The 16578-nt window shown below is 70.6% G+C and carries 16 protein-coding genes; 5 read left to right on the forward strand and 11 right to left on the reverse strand.

What is annotated here, in order from left to right:
- Positions 1-3: 3 nt before the first annotated feature.
- Positions 4-669 carry a formylglycine-generating enzyme family protein gene (locus ACXJLU_RS07180; protein WP_457329757.1) on the reverse strand — a complete coding sequence of 222 codons (666 nt, stop codon included), beginning with the start codon at positions 667-669 and terminating at the stop codon, positions 4-6.
- A gap of 4 nt (positions 670-673) precedes the next feature.
- Positions 674-1525 carry a sulfotransferase gene (locus tag ACXJLU_RS07185; RefSeq protein WP_457329758.1) on the reverse strand — a complete coding sequence of 284 codons (852 nt, stop codon included), beginning with the start codon at positions 1523-1525 and terminating at the stop codon, positions 674-676.
- 89 nt (positions 1526-1614) lie between these two features.
- On the opposite strand from ACXJLU_RS07185, the gene ACXJLU_RS07190 reads away from it, so the two are divergent.
- The 4 genes from ACXJLU_RS07190 to ACXJLU_RS07205 are packed head-to-tail and all read left to right on the forward strand — an operon-like array spanning position 1615 to position 6596.
- A complete protein-coding gene (locus ACXJLU_RS07190) occupies positions 1615-2673 on the forward strand; it encodes an ABC transporter substrate-binding protein (protein ID WP_457329759.1) in 1059 nt (352 codons plus the stop codon).
- 34 nt (positions 2674-2707) lie between these two features.
- Positions 2708-4150 carry a sensor histidine kinase gene (locus tag ACXJLU_RS07195; RefSeq protein WP_457329760.1) on the forward strand — a complete coding sequence of 481 codons (1443 nt, stop codon included), beginning with the start codon at positions 2708-2710 and terminating at the stop codon, positions 4148-4150.
- Positions 4147-4599: a response regulator gene (locus ACXJLU_RS07200; RefSeq protein WP_457329761.1), complete on the forward strand. Its 453-nt coding sequence runs from the start codon at positions 4147-4149 to the stop codon at positions 4597-4599. The genes ACXJLU_RS07195 and ACXJLU_RS07200 overlap by 4 nt, the downstream gene beginning before the upstream one ends.
- 11 nt (positions 4600-4610) lie before the next feature.
- Positions 4611-6596: a hybrid sensor histidine kinase/response regulator gene (locus ACXJLU_RS07205; RefSeq protein WP_457329762.1), complete on the forward strand. Its 1986-nt coding sequence runs from the start codon at positions 4611-4613 to the stop codon at positions 6594-6596.
- On the opposite strand, the gene ACXJLU_RS07210 is transcribed toward ACXJLU_RS07205, so the two are convergent.
- Together ACXJLU_RS07210 and ACXJLU_RS07215 are read right to left on the reverse strand one after the other, a co-directional pair.
- Positions 6568-7500, reverse strand: coding sequence for a nucleoside hydrolase (locus tag ACXJLU_RS07210; RefSeq protein ID WP_457329763.1), 933 nt, complete (start codon positions 7498-7500; stop codon positions 6568-6570). The two genes, ACXJLU_RS07205 and ACXJLU_RS07210, sit on opposite strands and share 29 nt — an antisense overlap.
- 22 nt (positions 7501-7522) lie before the next feature.
- Positions 7523-8434: a LysR substrate-binding domain-containing protein gene (locus ACXJLU_RS07215; protein ID WP_457329764.1), complete on the reverse strand. Its 912-nt coding sequence runs from the start codon at positions 8432-8434 to the stop codon at positions 7523-7525.
- A gap of 114 nt (positions 8435-8548) precedes the next feature.
- Here ACXJLU_RS07215 and ACXJLU_RS07220 point away from each other — a divergent pair, with 114 nt between their 5' ends.
- Complete coding sequence (locus ACXJLU_RS07220) at positions 8549-9316, forward strand: SDR family NAD(P)-dependent oxidoreductase (RefSeq protein ID WP_457329765.1); 768 nt, start codon at positions 8549-8551, stop codon at positions 9314-9316.
- Between the two features lie 9 nt (positions 9317-9325).
- Here the strand turns inward: ACXJLU_RS07220 and ACXJLU_RS07225 are convergent, their stop codons facing one another.
- From ACXJLU_RS07225 to deoC, 7 genes are read right to left on the reverse strand one after another with little or no spacing between them, the layout of a single operon-like run.
- The gene (locus ACXJLU_RS07225) at positions 9326-10300 is read right to left on the reverse strand and encodes an ABC transporter permease (protein WP_457329766.1); all 975 of its coding nucleotides are present in this window, start codon (positions 10298-10300) and stop codon (positions 9326-9328) included.
- Positions 10297-11406 (reverse strand): ABC transporter permease, encoded by a 1110-nt coding sequence (locus ACXJLU_RS07230; protein ID WP_457329767.1) that lies wholly within the window; start codon positions 11404-11406, stop codon positions 10297-10299. The genes ACXJLU_RS07225 and ACXJLU_RS07230 overlap by 4 nt, the downstream gene beginning before the upstream one ends.
- A complete protein-coding gene (locus ACXJLU_RS07235; protein ID WP_457329768.1) occupies positions 11403-12947 on the reverse strand; it encodes an ABC transporter ATP-binding protein in 1545 nt (514 codons plus the stop codon). The genes ACXJLU_RS07230 and ACXJLU_RS07235 overlap by 4 nt, the downstream gene beginning before the upstream one ends.
- A gap of 5 nt (positions 12948-12952) precedes the next feature.
- Positions 12953-13930 carry a BMP family lipoprotein gene (locus ACXJLU_RS07240; RefSeq protein ID WP_457329769.1) on the reverse strand — a complete coding sequence of 326 codons (978 nt, stop codon included), beginning with the start codon at positions 13928-13930 and terminating at the stop codon, positions 12953-12955.
- Positions 13931-13989: 59 nt separating this feature from the next.
- Positions 13990-14379 carry a cytidine deaminase gene (locus ACXJLU_RS07245; RefSeq protein ID WP_457329770.1) on the reverse strand — a complete coding sequence of 130 codons (390 nt, stop codon included), beginning with the start codon at positions 14377-14379 and terminating at the stop codon, positions 13990-13992.
- On the reverse strand, positions 14376-15707 hold the full coding sequence (gene deoA / locus ACXJLU_RS07250) for a thymidine phosphorylase (RefSeq protein ID WP_457329771.1): 1332 nt from the start codon (positions 15705-15707) through the stop codon (positions 14376-14378). The genes ACXJLU_RS07245 and deoA overlap by 4 nt, the downstream gene beginning before the upstream one ends.
- Positions 15707-16489, reverse strand: a complete 783-nt coding sequence (gene deoC, locus ACXJLU_RS07255; RefSeq protein ID WP_457329772.1) for a deoxyribose-phosphate aldolase — start codon at positions 16487-16489, stop codon at positions 15707-15709. Before deoC ends, deoA begins: the two co-directional genes overlap by 1 nt.
- Positions 16490-16578 lie beyond the last annotated feature (89 nt).

A 16578-nucleotide genomic window follows, 5' to 3' on the forward strand; every position in this document is an offset into this window, starting at 1 on the left:
TGCTCAGTCGTCCCACACCGGCCGCAGGCCGATCGTGGTCGTGCCCAGCCGGCCCCACTTGCCGCGGCTCGCCTGGATCCGCAGGTGGCCCGCATCCTTGCTCCAGGCCCCACCCTTCACGGTGCGCTCCATCGCCAGCTCGGCATCGTGATCATGCAGGTCCTGGCACCACTCGCCCAGGTTGCCGGCCAGGTCGAACAGCCCGAGCTCCGACGGCGGGAAACTGCCGACCACGCTGGTGCCGCCGAAATGTTCGTCGAAATTCGCAAGCACCGGCGTCGGCGGCGCATCGCCCCACGGGTACAGCCGGGACGGGTCGTTGTTCGACGCCAGCGCCTCCCACTCCTGCGCCCACGGCAGGCGGGCGCCCAGGTGCGCGCACACCATACCGGCCGCCGCCCAGTTCAGCCCCCAGACCGGATGCTCGGCCAGCGCGGCCCGGCAATGCCAGCCGCCGCCGGCCGGGTCGAACGCCAGCGGGTTGCGCGGATTGCAGACATTGACGAAGCGGTAGCCCCCGCCGGTCTCGGGCGGCATCTGCATCTCGTTGAGGATCTCGGCGGCCACGCGGCAGGTCAGCAGCGTCCGCGCAACGCGCAGGCGCCGGCCTGCAAGCGCACCGGACGCCACCCTGAAGCCGATCGCGTCATGGAGGTACTGCTCGATCATCGGTTCAGGCCACAGGCAGCGTGATGCGAACCGCGGATTGCACCTCGTCGATCAGTGCCAGCTGCGCCTCGCTCAGGTGATCGCGCCAGCCGTTCTCCACGTCGTCCAGCGAGCGGTACGACGAGAACAGCCCGCCGCGCGTCTCGGCCTGCCGCAGCTGGATGAACGCTGTGGCATCGCCCGCCGCCTCGGCACCGAGAAACGCCACCAGCCCGGCCACCACCCGCGCCGGCTCGCGCGAGATGTCGGCCAGCTCGAGGCTCACATGCGTGAAGTGGTGCAGGCAGCGCCGTGCCAGCTCGTAGCGCAGCGCGACGCTCATCGCCACCACCTCGGTCGTGCGCAGCGCCGCATCGCTGCGCGGCACGCGGCTCTCATAGTTCGGAAACTCGCGCATGAACGCGCCGCTGACGAGCTCGGAGTAGCTCCACAGCGTCGTCAGCTTGCTGCGCAGCACCGACGAGACGATGGCGCGCGGATCGCGCCGCAGGAAGATCACCCGCAGCTCGGGCAGGAAAGCCTTCAGCCAGCCGAGCTTGCCGAACAGGCAGGTGTCCTTGAAGCCGATCACGCGGCCGCGCCGCGATTGCGCCAGGTAGGCCTTCAGCTCCAGCAGGAAGGTGCGCACCGTTTCGTCGCCTCGCAGGCTCGGGTGCAGCAGCTCCGGATCGTGGTCGTCGGCCCCCCACGGCACCAGGTCGTGCTCGCGGAAGAACCGCGTGTGCATCGACAGCGGCTCGTTCAGGCATTCGATGCCTGCACAGGATTGAAGGACATCGTTCAGGAAGTTCGAGCCTGAACGGTGGTGCGCCATCACGAGGAACGGTGGGCGACGTTCGTAATGCAGTGCCGCCATGCGCGCAATCGACTCCCTATTGCAAGTATTGTTCTTCAATCGTACGCTTGGCTCGAACCGCACTGCAATAGTCAGTGTGAGGGGGGCTGATGAACTCGTCAGAAGTTGCAGCGCCGGCCAAGACGCCATGGACGGGAGTTGGTCGCTGGCCGTTGCTGATCGCCGCGGTGGCGCTCGCCGTGGGTGTCGCGACGCTGGCCATGACATGGCGTTACCGTACAGCGCATCCGCAGCCCCCGGCCGCGATGGCGGTGCGGCTGGCGCTCTCGACCACGCCGCATGCCGCGCTGCTGATGCTGGCCGCCGAGAAAGACTTCCTGCGCGACGAAGGCCTCGACGTCACCATCGTCCCGGTCAGCCATGGCAAGACCGCGCTCGACCTGCTGGCGCGTGGCGAGGTCGACCTGGCCACGGCCGCCGAAGTGCCCTTCGTCACCGCGGTGCTCGACCGCCAGCCGCTCAGCATCCTCGCGAGCATGCTCAGCGTCTCGGACGAGATGGCGATCGTGGCGCGGCGCGACCGCGGCATCGCGGTGCCGGCCGACCTGCTCGGCAAGCGCATCGGCGTGCCGCGCGGCACCAGCGCCGAGTATTTCCTGTGGGCCCTGCTGATCCGCCACCGGCTCGCGCGCGACGGCGTGACGCTGGTCGACCTGCCGCCCGGCCGGCTGGCCGACGAACTGGCGCGCGGCCGCATCGACGCGGCCTCGACCTGGCAGCCGGTGCGCCAGGATGCCGAATCGGCGCTCGGCGCGCAGGGCATCTCGTTCACCGCACCGGCCGCCTACACCGTGAGCCACGTCGTGGTCGGCCGCACCGACTACCTGCACGGGCATGCCGAAATGTCGCGCCGCTTCGTGCGCGCGCTGCTGAAGGCCGAGCGCTTCAACCGGCTGCATGCCGACGAATCGCTGGGCATCGTCGCGCGCCGGCTCAAGGTCGATGCGGATGCCCTGCGTCCGAGCTGGAAGTCGCTCGCCTTCCGCGTGAACCTGCTGCAGTCGCAGCTCGTCACGATGGAAGACGAGGCCGACTGGGCCGTCGCGGGCCGCCCGGCCGCCTCGGCGCCGACCCCCAATTTCCTTCCCCACCTCTACCTCGACGCGCTGCTCGACGAGCGACCCGACCGCGTCACCGTGGCGCACTAGGGACAAGGCCTGTCAACACGATGACCGACACCGAATGAAGATCAGTGCCAAGGGCTGGCTCGCCACCACCACGGGCCTGGGCACGATCGCCCTGCTTGCCGCGGCGATCTGGTGGGCGAACGGCGAAGTCGAATCGGCAGACCGGCAACGCCGGAGCATGGCCGACGTCGCGCGTGTGCTCAACGACCTGCGCCTCGTCACCTTCGAGTACGTGCTGTACCGCAACCAGCGCGCCTCCGAGCAGGAACGCCAGGTCTCCGATCGGCTCGCGCGCCAGCTCGCGGAGCCGATCTTCAGCGAACCCGAGCCGTCCGAGATATTGAACGACCTGCGCCGCCGCAGCACCGAGACGCGCCAGCTGTTCGAGGAACTGCAGGCCAACACCGACAGCTCCGCGGCCGACGCGAGCGCGCAGAAGCTCTACGAAGAACTGATCTCGCGCAAGCTGCTGGTGCTGCACCAGGAGAGCCTGGTCGACGCGTTCCGGCTGACCGACTATTCCACCGCCCGCATCGCGAGCGCGCAGCAGCGCGTGGTCGGGGTGATCCTGGCCGGGCTCGCGCTGATCTCGCTCGCGACGGTCGCGGCCGGCTGGCTGATCCACCGCGGCGTGCTGGCGCCGATCCAGCGCCTGCAGCAGGCCACGCGCGAGGTCGCGTCCGGCAACTGGGGCTTCCGGCTCGACATCGCCGGCAGCGACGAGATCGGCGAGATGTCGCGCAACTTCGACGCGATGACCACGACGCTGCGCAATTCGTTCGTGCAGATCGAGCGCAGCAACCAGGAGCTGGAGGCACTCAACCGCGAGATCGAGTCCTTCAGCTACTCGGTGTCGCACGACCTGCGCGCGCCGCTGCGCAGCATGGACGGCTTCTCGCTCGCGCTGCTCGAAGACTACGGCGACCGCCTGGACGACGAAGGCCGCGGGCACCTGTCGCGCATCCGCGCCGCGAGCCAGCGCATGGGCCGGCTGATCGACGAGCTGCTCGGGTTGTCGCGGGTCACGCGCACCGAGCTGGTGCTGCGCAACATCGACCTCGGCGCGATGGCCCGCGACATCGCGAGTTCGCTGCAGAAGCTGCACCCGGAGCGCGACGTGCGCTGGGAGATCGACGAGCCGCTGAAGGTGCATGCCGACAAATCGATGATGCAGATCGCGATGCAGAACCTGCTCGAGAACGCCTGGAAGTTCACGTCGAAGTCGCCCGACGCGGTGATCCGCGTCGGCAGCACCCTGTCGGATGGCCGGCTCGAGTGCTTCGTGGCCGACAACGGCGTAGGCTTCGACATGACGTATGCCGACCGGCTGTTCGGCGCCTTCCAGCGCCTGCACCACGAGAGCGATTTTCCCGGCACCGGCATCGGCCTGGCCATCGTCCACCGGATCATCCGGCGCCATGACGGCAGCATCCGGGCCGAGGCCCGGCCCGGCCACGGCGCCACCTTCCATTTCCACCTGCCCGGAACCCCATCATGAACGAACAAAAGGCGATCCTGCTGGTCGAGGACAACGACGACGACGTGGCGCTGACGCTGCGGGCGTTCAAGCGCAGCCACCTGATGAACCCGATCGACGTCGCGCGCGACGGCGTCGCCGCGCTCGACTACCTGTTCGCGCGCAACGCGCACGAGCACCGCGCGTCGCTGCCACTGCCCACGCTGGTGATCCTCGACCTGAAACTGCCGCGGCTCGACGGCCTGGGCGTGCTGAAGGCGATCCGTGCCGACGAGCGCACGCGCTTCCTGCCGGTGGTGATCCTGACCTCGTCGAAGGAGGAGCAGGACCTGATCTCCGGCTATGCGCTGGGTGCCAACAGCTACGTGCGCAAGCCGGTCGACTTCACCGAGTTCATCGAGGCGGCCAAGGTGCTCGGCTTCTACTGGCTGATGATCAACCAGCTGCCCCCCGAACGCCCGCACGGTTGAGGCCGCAACCCATGAGCATGCCGGTCAACATCCTGGTGGTGGAGGATTCCGAGGACGATGCCCGGCTGGTGACCCGCGTGCTGAGCCGCGGCGGCTTCACTCCCACCTGCCGGCGCGTGCAGAGCCTGGCCGCGCTGCAGGAGGCCTTCGAGCAGGAGCGCTGGGATGCGGTGCTGTCGGATTTCCGCATGCCGCAGTTCAGCGGCATCGACGCGCTGAATGCCTTTCGCGCGCGCGACCTCGACATCCCGTTCATCTTCGTCTCGGGGACGATCGGCGAGGAGATCGCGGTCGAGGCGATGAAGGCCGGCGCGAGCGACTACGTGATGAAGCAGAACCTCGCGCGGCTCGCACCGGTGCTCAAGCGCGAGCTGGCGCAGGCGGTGATCCGCGCCGAGCACCGCCAGGCGCAGCGCGAACTCGAGCTCAGCCGCGACCGCTACATGGACCTCTACGAGCTCGCGCCGGTGGGCTACCTGACGCTCGCGGCCGACGGCCGCATCGAGCAGCTGAACCTGAACGGCGCCGACATGCTCGGCGTGCGGCGCGATGCCTCGACCGGCCTGCAGTTCACCGCCTTCCTGAACCCGGTGGAGCGCGAGCGCTGGGCCGCCCACTTCGAGCGCGTGCTGCTCGACGGCACGCGCCAGCGCCTCGAGATCGCGCTGCAGCGCCCCGGCACCGAGCCGCTGCACGTGCAGCTCGACTGCATGCGCGAGGCGGCCACGAGTTCGGGCGAGGGGCAGGCCGGCGTGCGCGTCGCGATCACCGACATCCACGAGCGCAAGGAGGCCGAATCGGAGCTGATCCGCTACGAGACCCAGCTGCGCCATTCGCAGAAGATGGAATCGATCGGCACGCTGGCCGGCGGCATCGCGCACGACTTCAACAACATCGTCGGCGCGATCCTCGGCAACTCGGCCCTGGCGCTGGAGGCCGTCGGCGCCGACCACCCGGCCGGCGCGCTGCTGCGCGAGGTGCACAAGGCCAGCATGCGCGCCCGCATGCTGGTGCGCCAGATCCTGACCTTCAGCCGGCGCGAGCCGCAAGAGCTGCAGACGCAGTCGCTGCAGCCGGTCGTCGACGAGACGCACCAGCTGCTGCGCGCCACGCTGCCGGCCGGCATCGACCTGCAGACGCGCATCGCCGACGACGTACCGCAGGTGCAGGCCGACGCCACGCAGGTGCAGCAGGTGCTGATGAACCTGTGCACCAACGCGTGGCATGCGCTGCAGGGCGGGGTCGGCCGCATCTGCATCGGGCTCGACGGCGTGGTGCTCGATTCGCCGACCTGCCAGCGCCTCGGCGGCCTGCGCCCGGGGCGGCATGCGCACCTGTGGGTCAGCGACGACGGCGTCGGCATGGACAACGCGACCCGCGAGCGCATCTTCGAGCCCTTCTTCACGACCAAGCCGGTCGGCCAGGGCACCGGCCTGGGACTGTCGGTGGCGCACGGCATCGTCGTCGCGCACCACGGCGCCATCGAGGTCGAGAGCGCGCCGGGCGTCGGCACCACGCTGCACCTGTACCTGCCGGTGGCCGACACGGCCGGGGCAGCGGCGCTCGCGCCGCGCGTGCAGCGCGTCGCGGCGGCCGGCCATGGCCAGCGGGTGTTCTACGTCGATGACGACGAGACCATGGTGATCATGGTCGAGCGCCTGCTGGCCCGCGAGGGCTACCAGGTGCGCACCTTCAACGAGGCCGCGCTGGCGGTCGCGTACGTGCGCGAACACCCGCAGGATGTCGACCTGCTCGTCACCGACTACAACATGCCCGGCAGCTCGGGGATCGAGCTCGCGCGCGAGCTGTCGCGCATCCGGCCCGACCTGCCGGTGGTGCTGAGCTCGGGCTACATCACCGACGAGCTGCGGGCCGAGGCGCGCGAGGTCGGCGTGCGCGGGCTGCTCGAGAAGGAGAACACCTTCGAGGAACTGGGCGCGCTGGTGGCGCGCCTGCTCGCCGATCCGGTCACGGCAGGCGGGCCAGCCGCTGCCTGAGCAGCTCGCGCAGCGCGTCGGCATCGACTGACGTGAACACGTCGACCGGCGAGCCGAAATCCTCCCGGGCCAGCGCGATCCGCTTGGCCGCCAGGTGCCCTTCGGTGAGGCCGGGCCGCCAGTCGACCTCGGCCCGGCAGCGCTCGCTGTTGAAGAGCTCCGGCGCCAGCAGCCAGGCCACCGGGCAGGTGTCGTGCAGCAGCGGCTTGTCGCGGCGGAAGCCGCGGATCAGGTCGCGCGCGATCGGCCCGCAGCGGTTGCCGAGCGTGCCGAGCGAATCGACCCAGTCGACGGGCATCGCCGCCTGGCGGGTCACGTCCAGGCCGAACAGCAGCACCTGCGCGCCACTGGCCAGCACCGTCTGCGCGGCCAGCGCATCGGCATGAAAGTTGAACTCGGCGCTCGGCGTGATGTTGCCGTCGCAGAACGCGGCGCCACCCATCACCAGCACGCGCTGCGCGCGCTTCAGCAGGCCGGGGCGCTTGATCTCGGCCAGCGCGAGGTTGGTCAGCGGGCCGATCGCCACCAGCGTGAGGCTGCCGGCCGGCTCGCGCAGCAGCGCCTGTTCGATCACGTCGACCGCATGCTGCGCGGTGGCGCCGCGGCTGCGTGGCAGCTCGACGCCGCCGAGGCCGTCTTCGCCGTGGACCGTGTTGGTGCGCGCCCCCGGCAGGGTCAGCGCGTGGCTGCAACCGGCGTGCACGGGCACGTCATGGCGACCGGCCAGGTCGAGCACGCGGCAGGCGTTGTCGGCGGTCATCTCGACCGTGCGGTTGCCCGCGACGGTGGTGACGCCGACGATCTGCAGCTCGTCGGAAGCCGCCGCCAGCAGCAGCGCGAGGGCATCGTCGATGCCGGGGTCGCAATCGATCAGCGTCGGCGTCGGTGGGTTCGTGCGGGCCATGGTGGGCATTGTGGGCGGGAGCTCAGGCCGCCGTCCACTGCTTCAGCTGCGGCTCGACCACCTGCGCGATCCAGTTCAGCACCGCCTGCACGCGTGGTGCCAGCTGGCGCCGGTTCGGATACAGCAGCGACACCGGCATCGGCGGCGCGACGAACTCCGGCATCACCTCGGCCAGCAGTCCTTGTTCGATCAACCGCCGCGCGCCGAGCAGCGGCGCCTGGATCAGCCCGAGCCCGGCCAGGCACGCCGCCTGGTAGGCATCGGTGCCGTTGACGACCACCGTGCTGCGCATCGGGTGCAGCCGCGTCACGCCACCCTCCTGGTACTCCCAGCCGGCGCCCTGCGTGCCGAGCTTGGCCGCGTAGTGGACGATGCGGTGCCCGGCCAGGTCGGCCAGCGTCGCCGGCGTGCCGTGCGTGCGCAGGTAGCCGGGGCTCGCGACGTTGCACATCGCCAGCACGCCGAGCGGCCGCGCGACCAGCTCGGCGTCATTCAACGGGCCGACGCGCAGCACGCAGTCGAAGCCCTCCTGCACCAGGTCGACGAGCCGGTCGGTCGTGCTGATGCCGACCTCGAGCAAGGGATGCGCCGCCAGGAATTCCGGCAGCCGCGGAATGATCAGGTCGCTCGCCAGCTTGTTCGGCAGGTCGATGCGCAGGCGCCCCTTCAGGCCGCTGGCCACCGGCTGGAACATCGCCTGCAGTTGCTCGGCGTCGGCCAGCAGCTCCTTGCAGCGCGCGAGGAACACCTCGCCGTCGGGGGTGAGCCGCACCTGCCGCGTGGTGCGCTGGAGCAGCCGCGCGCCGACCCGCGCCTCCAGCTGCAGCACCGCCGTCGAGACACGGCTTTTCACCAGCCCCAGTTGCTCGGCCGCCTGCGTGAAGCTGCCCAGCTGCGCCACGCGCGCAAAGATGCGGAGTTCGTCGAGTTCCATCCCGCCATTGTCCTTTTTCAGAGAACAGTTTTGCCATAAATCTCGACTTTATCCTCCCACAGAGAACTCCTAAAGTCCCTTCATCGCCACCCATTTCCTCTGAAGGAGATCGACATGACCGCATCGAACACCCGCATCGCCCTCGTCACCGGCGCAAGCCGCGGGCTGGGCCGCAGCGCCGCGCTGAAGCTGGCCGAACAAGGCAGCGACCTGATCGTCACCTACAAGGGCAGCGAGGCCGAGGCCCACGCCGTGGTGCGCCAGATCGAAGCGCTGGGCCGCCGCGCCGTGGCGCTGCAGCTCGACGTCGGCGACAGCAAGAGCTTCGCCGCCTTCGCCGACACCGTGAAGAGCGTGCTGGCCGCCACCTGGCAGCGCGAGCGCTTCGACCACCTGGTCAACAACGCCGGCATCGGCATTCATGCGTCGATCGCCGAGACGACCGAAGAACAGTTCGACCAGCTCAGCGACATCCACCTGAAAGGCACCTTCTTCCTGACGCAGAAGCTGCTGCCGCTGATCGCCGACGGCGGGCGCATCGTCAACATCTCGACCGGCCTCGCGCGCTTCTCGTTCCCGGGCTATGCCGCGTACGCCGCGATGAAGGGTGGCGTCGAGGTGCTGACCCGCTACATGGCGAAGGAACTCGGCCCGCGCGGCATCAGCGTGAACACGCTCGCCCCCGGCGCGATCGAGACCGACTTCCGCGGCGGCCAGGTGCGCGACGACAAGCAGGTCAACGCGCACGTTGCCGGCGTCACCGCGCTCGGCCGCGTCGGTCTGCCGGACGACATCGGCGGCGCGGTGGCCGCGCTGCTGTCGGAAGGCAGCCGCTGGATCACCGGGCAGCGCATCGAGGTGTCGGGCGGCATGATGCTCTGACGCGACGCTTCAGCGCTCCTTCACATAGGCCCGGCCGAGCGCGCGCGGCGCTTCGGCGCGGCCGAAGAAGCCGGCCAGCAGCACCACCGTCAGCAGGTACGGCAGCGCCTGGATCAGCTCGACCGGCACGCTGCCGAGGCCCGGCAGCTCGACGCCCTGCAGCCGGATCGCGACCGCGTCGAGAAACCCGAACAGCAGGCAGGCGACGGCGGCGCGCAGCGGGTGCCATTTGCCGAACACCATCGCGGCCAGCGCCATGAAGCCGCGGCCGGCCGTCATGCCGGGCGTGAACGACGCGTTCTGCGCCAGCGCCAGGTAGCCGCCGGCCGCGCCGCACAGCACGCCGGCCAGCAGCACCGCGCCGTAGCGCAATGCACCGACCGAGATGCCGGCCGCATCGACCATCGCCGGGTTCTCGCCGACCGCGCGCAGCCGCAGCCCGAAGCGCGTGCGGTACAGCAGCCACCACGAGGCCGGCACCAGCGCCACCGTGACCCACACCAGCAGGTTGTGGCGCAGCACGCCCTCGGCCAACAGCGGGCCGATGACGGGCCAGCCCTGCACCGCGTTCGCGGCGGTGGGGAACAGCGCCATGAAGCGGCTGGCGTCGCCGATGTTCGGCGTGCGCCCGCCCTGGTGGAACCAGACGAGGCCGAGCACCACCGTGAGGCCGGCGGCGATCACGTTCAGCGCGACGCTGGAGACGATCTGGTCGCCACGGTGCGTGACGCAGGCCCAGGCGTGCACCAGCGCGAGCAGCGTCGAGACCGCGATCGCGCCCGCCATCGCCGGCCACGCCGGCCAGCCGATCGCGCCCAGGCAGGCGGCGGCAAAGGCAGCCGCGAGCATCTTGCCTTCGAGCCCGATGTCGATCACGCCGGCGCGCTCGCTGAACACGCCGGCCAGCGCGCACAGCACCAGCGGCACCGCGATGCGCAGTGTGGCGCCGATGACCGATGCGACGATCAGCCAGTCATCGGTCACGAGCCGCTCCTGGCAAGCCGGCCGTACACCCACGCCACCGGCGGCCGCAGCATCAGAGACAAGGCCCCGCAGAACAGCACGACGAAGCCCTGCACCGCCACCGACATGTCGCGCGTGAAGGCCGGCATCTCGAACACCAGCTCCGAGCCGCCCTGCGCCAGCGCACCGAACAGCAGCGCCGACAGCACGATGCCCACCGGGTGGTTGCGCCCCATCAGCGCCACCGCGATGCCGGTGAAGCCCGCACCGGCGACGAAATCGAGCAGCAGCTTGTGGTGCACGCCGGCGATCTCGTTGACGCCGACCAGCGCCGCGAGCGCGCCCGACAGGCACATCGCGATCACCGTGAGCCGCCGCGGGTCGATGCCGGCGTAGCGCGCCGCATCGCTCGCGAGGCCCACCGCGCGCAGCGCGTAGCCGAGCCGCGTGTGCCACAGCAGCGCCCACACCGTGACGCAGGCCGCGAGCGCGAGCACGAACGCGAGGTTCAGCGGCGTGTCGGGCCACTCGATGCCGAGCGCACCGAACATCGCCTGCGCGCTCGGCAGCACCGCGCCCGACGCGAACAGCCGCGACTCCACCGCCTGGTTGCCCGGCACCTTCACGACGTTGACCAGCAGCCACACCATCAGCGTCGACGCGAGGAAATTGAACATGATCGTCGTGATGACGATGTGGCTGCCGCGCCGCGCCTGCAGCCAGGCCGGCACGAACGCCCACGCGGCCCCGGCGAGCAGCCCGCCGGCGACGGCCAGCGGCACCACCAGCATCGGCGCCAGCCAGGCGTCGCCCGCCAGCAGCACCAGCCCGACACCCAGCCCGCCGACCGTGCCCTGCCCTTCGGCCCCGATGTTGAAATGCCCGCAGTGGAAGGCCACCGCCACCGCGAGCCCGGTGCAGATGAAGTTGGTCGTGTAGTACAGCGTGTAGCTCCACGCGAGCTCGCTGCCGAAGGCGCCCTGCACCAGCAGCTGCACGGCCGTGAGCGGGTTCTGCCCGATCGCCCACACGACCAGGCCGGCCGCGAGCAGCGCCAGCGCGACATTGAGCACCGGCAGCAGCAGCACGTCGATCCAGCGCGGCAGGACGGCAGGAACATGCTTCACGCAGCACTCCTTGCATCGCCCATCAGGCAACCGAGCCGCGTCTCGTCGGCCTCGTCGCGCGCCAGCGCACCGGTGATGCGCCCGCCGCTCATCACGACGATGCGGTCCGACAGCGCGAGGATCTCGTCCAGCTCGGTCGACACCAGCAGCACCGCGCACCCCGCATCGCGCAGCTCGACGATGCGGCGGTGGATGAACTCGATCGCGCCGATGTCGACGCCGCGCGTCGGCTGGCCGATCAGCAGCAGGCGCGGCGCGCGCCGGAACTCGCGCGCGAGGATCAGCTTCTGCTGGTTGCCGCCGGAGAACTTCGACGACGCGAGCCGCTCGTTGCGCGGCCGCACGTCGAACTCCTCCATCATCTGCCGGCATTGCGCGCGCGCCAGGTCGCCGGCGATGAACGGGCCACGGCGCAGCGCCGCATCGTCGATGTAGCCGAGCATCGACGACTCCCAGGCCTCGAAGCCGAGCACGAGACCGAGCCGGTGGCGGTCTTCCGGCACGTGGGCGATGCCGAGCTCGCGCAGCCGGTGTGGGTTGCCCGGATGTGCGGCATCGATGTCGACCTCGCTGCCATCCTCGCAGGCGATGCGCAGCCGCCCCTGCTGCAGCGGCTGCAGCGTGCTCAGCAGCGCCAGCAGCTCGCTCTGCCCGTTGCCCGAGACACCGGCCACGCCGACGATCTCGCCGGCGTGCAGGTCGAGCGCCACGTCCTGCAGGCGCAGCACGCCGCCGGCATCGCGCCAGCTCAAGGCCTCGGCCTGCAGCCGCAGCTCGCCGCGCTCGCGCGCCGTGCGGGCGCCGGAGCGCTGCACCTGGCGGCCCACCATCAGCTCGGCCAGCTCCGCCTCGGTGGTCTGCGCGGTCTCGCGGTCGGCAACGACGCTGCCACCGCGCATCACGGTGACGCGGTCGGTCACCGCGAGGATCTCCTTCAGCTTGTGCGTGATCAGCAGCACCGTGACGCCGCGCGCCTTCAGCGTCGCGAGCACGCGGAACAGCGCTTCGGTCTCCTGCGGCGTCAGCACGCCGGTCGGCTCGTCGAGGATCAGGATCCGCGCGCCGCGGAACAAGGCCTTCAGGATCTCGACGCGCTGCAGCACGCCCACCGGCAGCTCGGACACGCGGGCGTCCGGATCGACCACCAGCCCGAACTCCTGCTCGAGCCGCTGCAGCTCGCGGCGCGCCGCGGCCAGGCTCTTCGACAGCGCGAAGCCCTGCTCGGCGCCGAGCACCACGTTCTCGAGCACGGTGAAGCGGTCGACCAGCATGAAGTGCTGGTGCACCATGCCGATGCCGTGCGCGATGGCATCGTGCGTGCCGCGCAGCGCGACCGCCTGGCCGTCGATCGCGATGCGGCCCTCGTCGGCCGGGTAGAAGCCGTAGAGGATGCTCATCAGCGTCGACTTGCCGGCGCCGTTCTCGCCGACGATGCCGTGCACGCTGCCGCGCTGCACCGCGAGGTTCACGCCGCGGTTGGCGTGCACCGCGCCGAAGCGCTTGTGGATGCCGTTCAGTTCAACGGCCAGGTCGGCGCTCAAGGCGGTCAGTACTTGCAGCCGGCCTCGGGCGTGTAGTTCGCCACCGATTGCTTGCCCGACACGATGTCGGCCTCCACGACGGCGAGTTTCTTCTTCGTGTCGTCGCTGACCAGCTTGGCGTTGTTCTGGTCCATCGCGAGGCCGACGCCCTGCTCCTTCAGGCCCAGCACGACCAGGCCCGGCTTCCAGCTGCCGTTCTTTGCCGAGGTCACCAGGCCGTAGACCGCGTTGTCGACGCGCTTCAGCATCGACGACAGCATCGTGCCCGGCTGCAGGTGGTTCTGGTTGCTGTCGACGCCGATCGCGAGCTTGCCCTGGTCCTTCGCGGCCTGGTAGACGCCGATGCCGGTGCCGCCGGCGGCCGCGAAGACGACGTCGACGCCGCGCGAGAACTGTGCCTTCGCGAGTTCGCCGCCGCGCGTCGGGTCGCTCCATGCCGAAGGCGTCGTTCCGGTCATGTTGCTGACGACCTCGACCTTCGGGTTGGCGACCTTCGCGCCCTGCTCGTAGCCGCACTGGAAGCGGCGGATCAGCGGCACGTCCATGCCGCCGACGAAGCCGACCTTGCCCGACTTGCTGGTCGTCGCGGCCAGCCAGCCGGCGAGGAACGAGCCTTCCTGGTCCTTGAACAGCACCGACTGCACGTTGGGCTGCTTGACCTCGGAATCGATGATCGCGAAGTGCGCCTTCGGGAACTCCTTGGCCACCTTCTCGAGTGCCGACGCGTGGCCGAAGCCGACCGCGATGATCGGATCCGCCCCCTTCTGCGCCATGCGGCGCAGCGCCTGCTCGCGCTGCGTGTCGTTCGAGATCTCGAAGTCGAGGTAGGCGGTGCCGGTCTCCTTCTTGAAGCGCTCGATGCCGTTGTAGGCGGCTTCGTTGAAGGACTTGTCGAACTTGCCGCCGGCGTCGTAGACGATGGCGGGTTCGGCGTGGGCGACGGCGGTGGCCGCGAGTGCCATGGTGAAGGCGATGCGCTTCATTCGTGTGTCCCTGGAGAGAAACTGGTGCGGGGCATTCTCGCAAGAAGCGTGCACGCGGGCTACAGGCGGAATCCATCAGGCAGCAAATCGCCGGCCGTCGTCGTGCGGCGTGCACCGGCCAGGTTCGCCAGCAGCACCGGCAACCCCGGCCCGCCCAGCTCGAACATCACCTGCCGGCATGCGCCGCACGGTGAGATCGGCCCGGCGGTGTCGCCGATCACCGCCAGCCGCGCGAAGCCGTCGACCGGCACACCAGCCGCGATCGCGGTGAACAACGCGGTGCGCTCGGCGCAGTTGCACAGGCCGTAGGACGCGTTCTCGACATTGCAGCCGCGGAACACGCGGCCATCGGCGGCGAGCACGGCGGCGCCGACGAAGAACTTCGAGTACGGCGCGTAGGCGCCCTCGCGCGCTGCACGGGCTTCGGCGATCAGGTCGTCGTCGGTCATGAGCTGGTCCTCGTGATGTGTTCGGCGATCAGCGGCGTCGGTGCCGGCGCGTGGTCGGACAGCACGCAGGCGCGGCGCACGGCGGCCATCGCTTCGTCGGCATCAGCCACCGTGCGCGCGTGAACACGGGCGAGCGGCGCGCCGGCCTCCACGCGCGTGCCGAGCGGCAACAGGTCCGACAGCCCGACCGACGGGTCGATGCTGTCGCCGCTGCGCCGACGGCCACCGCCGAGCGCGACGACGGCCATGCCGAGTGCGCGCGTGTCGACCGCCGTGACGAAGCCTGCTTCACCCGCCATCGCGTCGCGCACGACCGCGGCCGCCGGCAGCCCGGCTTTCGCGAACACGTCGGCCGGCCCGCCCAGCCCCGCCACCATGCGCGCGAAGCGTTCGGCGGCCGAGCCGCTGTCGAGCGCGTGCTGCAGCCGCGCACGCGCCTCGGCATCATCGGCTGCGAGCCCGGCCTGCTGCAGCACCACGGCACCGAGCGCCATCACCACCTCGTGCAGCCGCGCCGGCCGCGCCAGGCCGCGCAGGTAGTCCAGCGCCACCCGAACCTCCAGCGCATTGCCGGCGGCCGGCGCGAGCGCCTGGTTCATGTCGGTCAGCAGCGCCTGCGTCGGCAGCCCGGCGCCGCAGCCGACCTCGACGAGGCTGCGCGCCAGTTCGCGTGCGCGCTCGATGTCCTGCATGAAGGCGCCGTTGCCGAACTTCACGTCCAGCACCAGCGCGCCCAGACCCGCGGCCAGCTTCTTCGACAGGATCGATGCGGTGATCAGCGGCACCGATTCGACGGTGGCCGTCACGTCGCGCACCGCGTAGAGGCGGCGGTCGGCCGGCGCCAGCGCGTCGCCCGCCCCGACGATCGCGACGCCGGCCTCGCGCACGACACGGCGCAGCTGCTCCACCGACACGCTCGCGCGGTAGCCGGGAATCGCCTCCAGCTTGTCGAGCGTGCCGCCGGTGTGGCCGAGCCCGCGGCCCGAAACCATCGGCACGAAGCCGCCGCAGGCCGCGAGCATCGGGCCGAGCATCAGCGACACGGTGTCGCCGATGCCGCCGGTGGAGTGCTTGTCGAGCACCGGGCCGGGCAGCGATTCGCTGCGCCAGTCGAGCACGCTGCCGGTGTCGCGCATCGCGAGCGTCAGCGACACCGCCTCGGCCGTGTCCATGCCGCGCCAGCAGACCGCCATCGCGAACGCGGCGATCTGCGCCTCGCCGATGCGCTCGTCCGCGATGCCTTGCGCAAAGGCACGCAGTTCGGCATCGCCCAGCACGAGGCCGTCGCGCTTGCGGCGGATGATGTCCTGGGGCAGCACGGCCGTCATCAGTACCCGCTGGCAGGCGCGGCCACCGGGCCACCGTCGATCGCCGACAGCAGCACCGCCAGCAGGCTCGATGCGCCGAAGCGCAGCGTGTCGGGGCCGAGGCGGTCGGCGCCGTACACCGCGCCGGCGAGCGCGACGTAGCGCTGCACGTCGGCGATCGTCGACACGCCGCCGGCCACCTTCACCCCGGCGCGGGCGCCGTGGGCGCGGATCACCTCGCCCATCACCTCGACGGCCTGCGGCGTCGCATTGACAGCCACCTTGCCGGTGGAGGTCTTCAGGAAGTCGGCGCCTTCGCGCAGCGCAATCTCGCTGGCCTGGCGGATCAGCTCGCGGCGCTGCAGCTCGCCGGTCTCGAGGATCACCTTCAGCGGCAAGGGCCCGCAGGCGCGGCGGCACGCGGCCACCAGCGCGGCACCGGCCTGGGCATCGCCGGACTGCAGCGCGCGCCACGGGAACACCGTGTCGATCTCGTCGGCACCGGCGTCGCGAGCGGTGGTGATCTGCGCCGCCACCTCGTCGGGCGACGCTTCGCCGCGCGGGAAGTTGACGACCGTCGCGATGCGCACCGCATCGAGCCCCAGCGCGGCGAGTCGGCGCCGCGCCACCGGCACGAAGGCCGGATAGACGCACAGCGCGGCCGGCGCGCCGTGCGGCGTGCGGGCCTTGTCGGCCAGCGCCTCGATCGAGGCCGGTGTGTCGTCGTCCTTCAGCGAGGTCAGGTCGAGGCAGCGCAGCGCGAGGCGCGCCGCATCGGCCGGGGAGAGGGCGGGAGTCGTCATGAAGCGATTGTGGCGCCTCCGTCCATCCTCAATCGAATGGATGCGGCGGTCGTGCTGCACAGCCACAGTCCCCTCTTCCGGGGGCCTGC

The sequence above is a fragment of the Rhizobacter sp. P5_C2 genome, assembly GCF_054049715.1.

Excerpts from the sequence above, each read along its gene's own strand:
- ACXJLU_RS07220 (WP_457329765.1), top strand. The coding sequence starts at position 8,549 with ATGACCGCATCGAACACCCGCATCGCCCTCGTCACCGGCGCAAGCCGC.
- ACXJLU_RS07215 (WP_457329764.1), bottom strand. The coding sequence starts at position 8,434 with ATGGAACTCGACGAACTCCGCATCTTTGCGCGCGTGGCGCAGCTGGGC.
- ACXJLU_RS07195 (WP_457329760.1), top strand. The coding sequence starts at position 2,708 with ATGAAGATCAGTGCCAAGGGCTGGCTCGCCACCACCACGGGCCTGGGC.
- ACXJLU_RS07210 (WP_457329763.1), bottom strand. The coding sequence starts at position 7,500 with ATGGCCCGCACGAACCCACCGACGCCGACGCTGATCGATTGCGACCCC.
- deoC (WP_457329772.1), bottom strand. The coding sequence starts at position 16,489 with ATGACGACTCCCGCCCTCTCCCCGGCCGATGCGGCGCGCCTCGCGCTG.
- deoA (WP_457329771.1), bottom strand. The coding sequence starts at position 15,707 with ATGACGGCCGTGCTGCCCCAGGACATCATCCGCCGCAAGCGCGACGGC.
- ACXJLU_RS07185 (WP_457329758.1), bottom strand. The coding sequence starts at position 1,525 with ATGGCGGCACTGCATTACGAACGTCGCCCACCGTTCCTCGTGATGGCG.
- ACXJLU_RS07180 (WP_457329757.1), bottom strand. The coding sequence starts at position 669 with ATGATCGAGCAGTACCTCCATGACGCGATCGGCTTCAGGGTGGCGTCC.
- ACXJLU_RS07205 (WP_457329762.1), top strand. The coding sequence starts at position 4,611 with ATGAGCATGCCGGTCAACATCCTGGTGGTGGAGGATTCCGAGGACGAT.
- ACXJLU_RS07245 (WP_457329770.1), bottom strand. The coding sequence starts at position 14,379 with ATGACCGACGACGACCTGATCGCCGAAGCCCGTGCAGCGCGCGAGGGC.
- ACXJLU_RS07240 (WP_457329769.1), bottom strand. The coding sequence starts at position 13,930 with ATGAAGCGCATCGCCTTCACCATGGCACTCGCGGCCACCGCCGTCGCC.
- ACXJLU_RS07200 (WP_457329761.1), top strand. The coding sequence starts at position 4,147 with ATGAACGAACAAAAGGCGATCCTGCTGGTCGAGGACAACGACGACGAC.
- ACXJLU_RS07190 (WP_457329759.1), top strand. The coding sequence starts at position 1,615 with ATGAACTCGTCAGAAGTTGCAGCGCCGGCCAAGACGCCATGGACGGGA.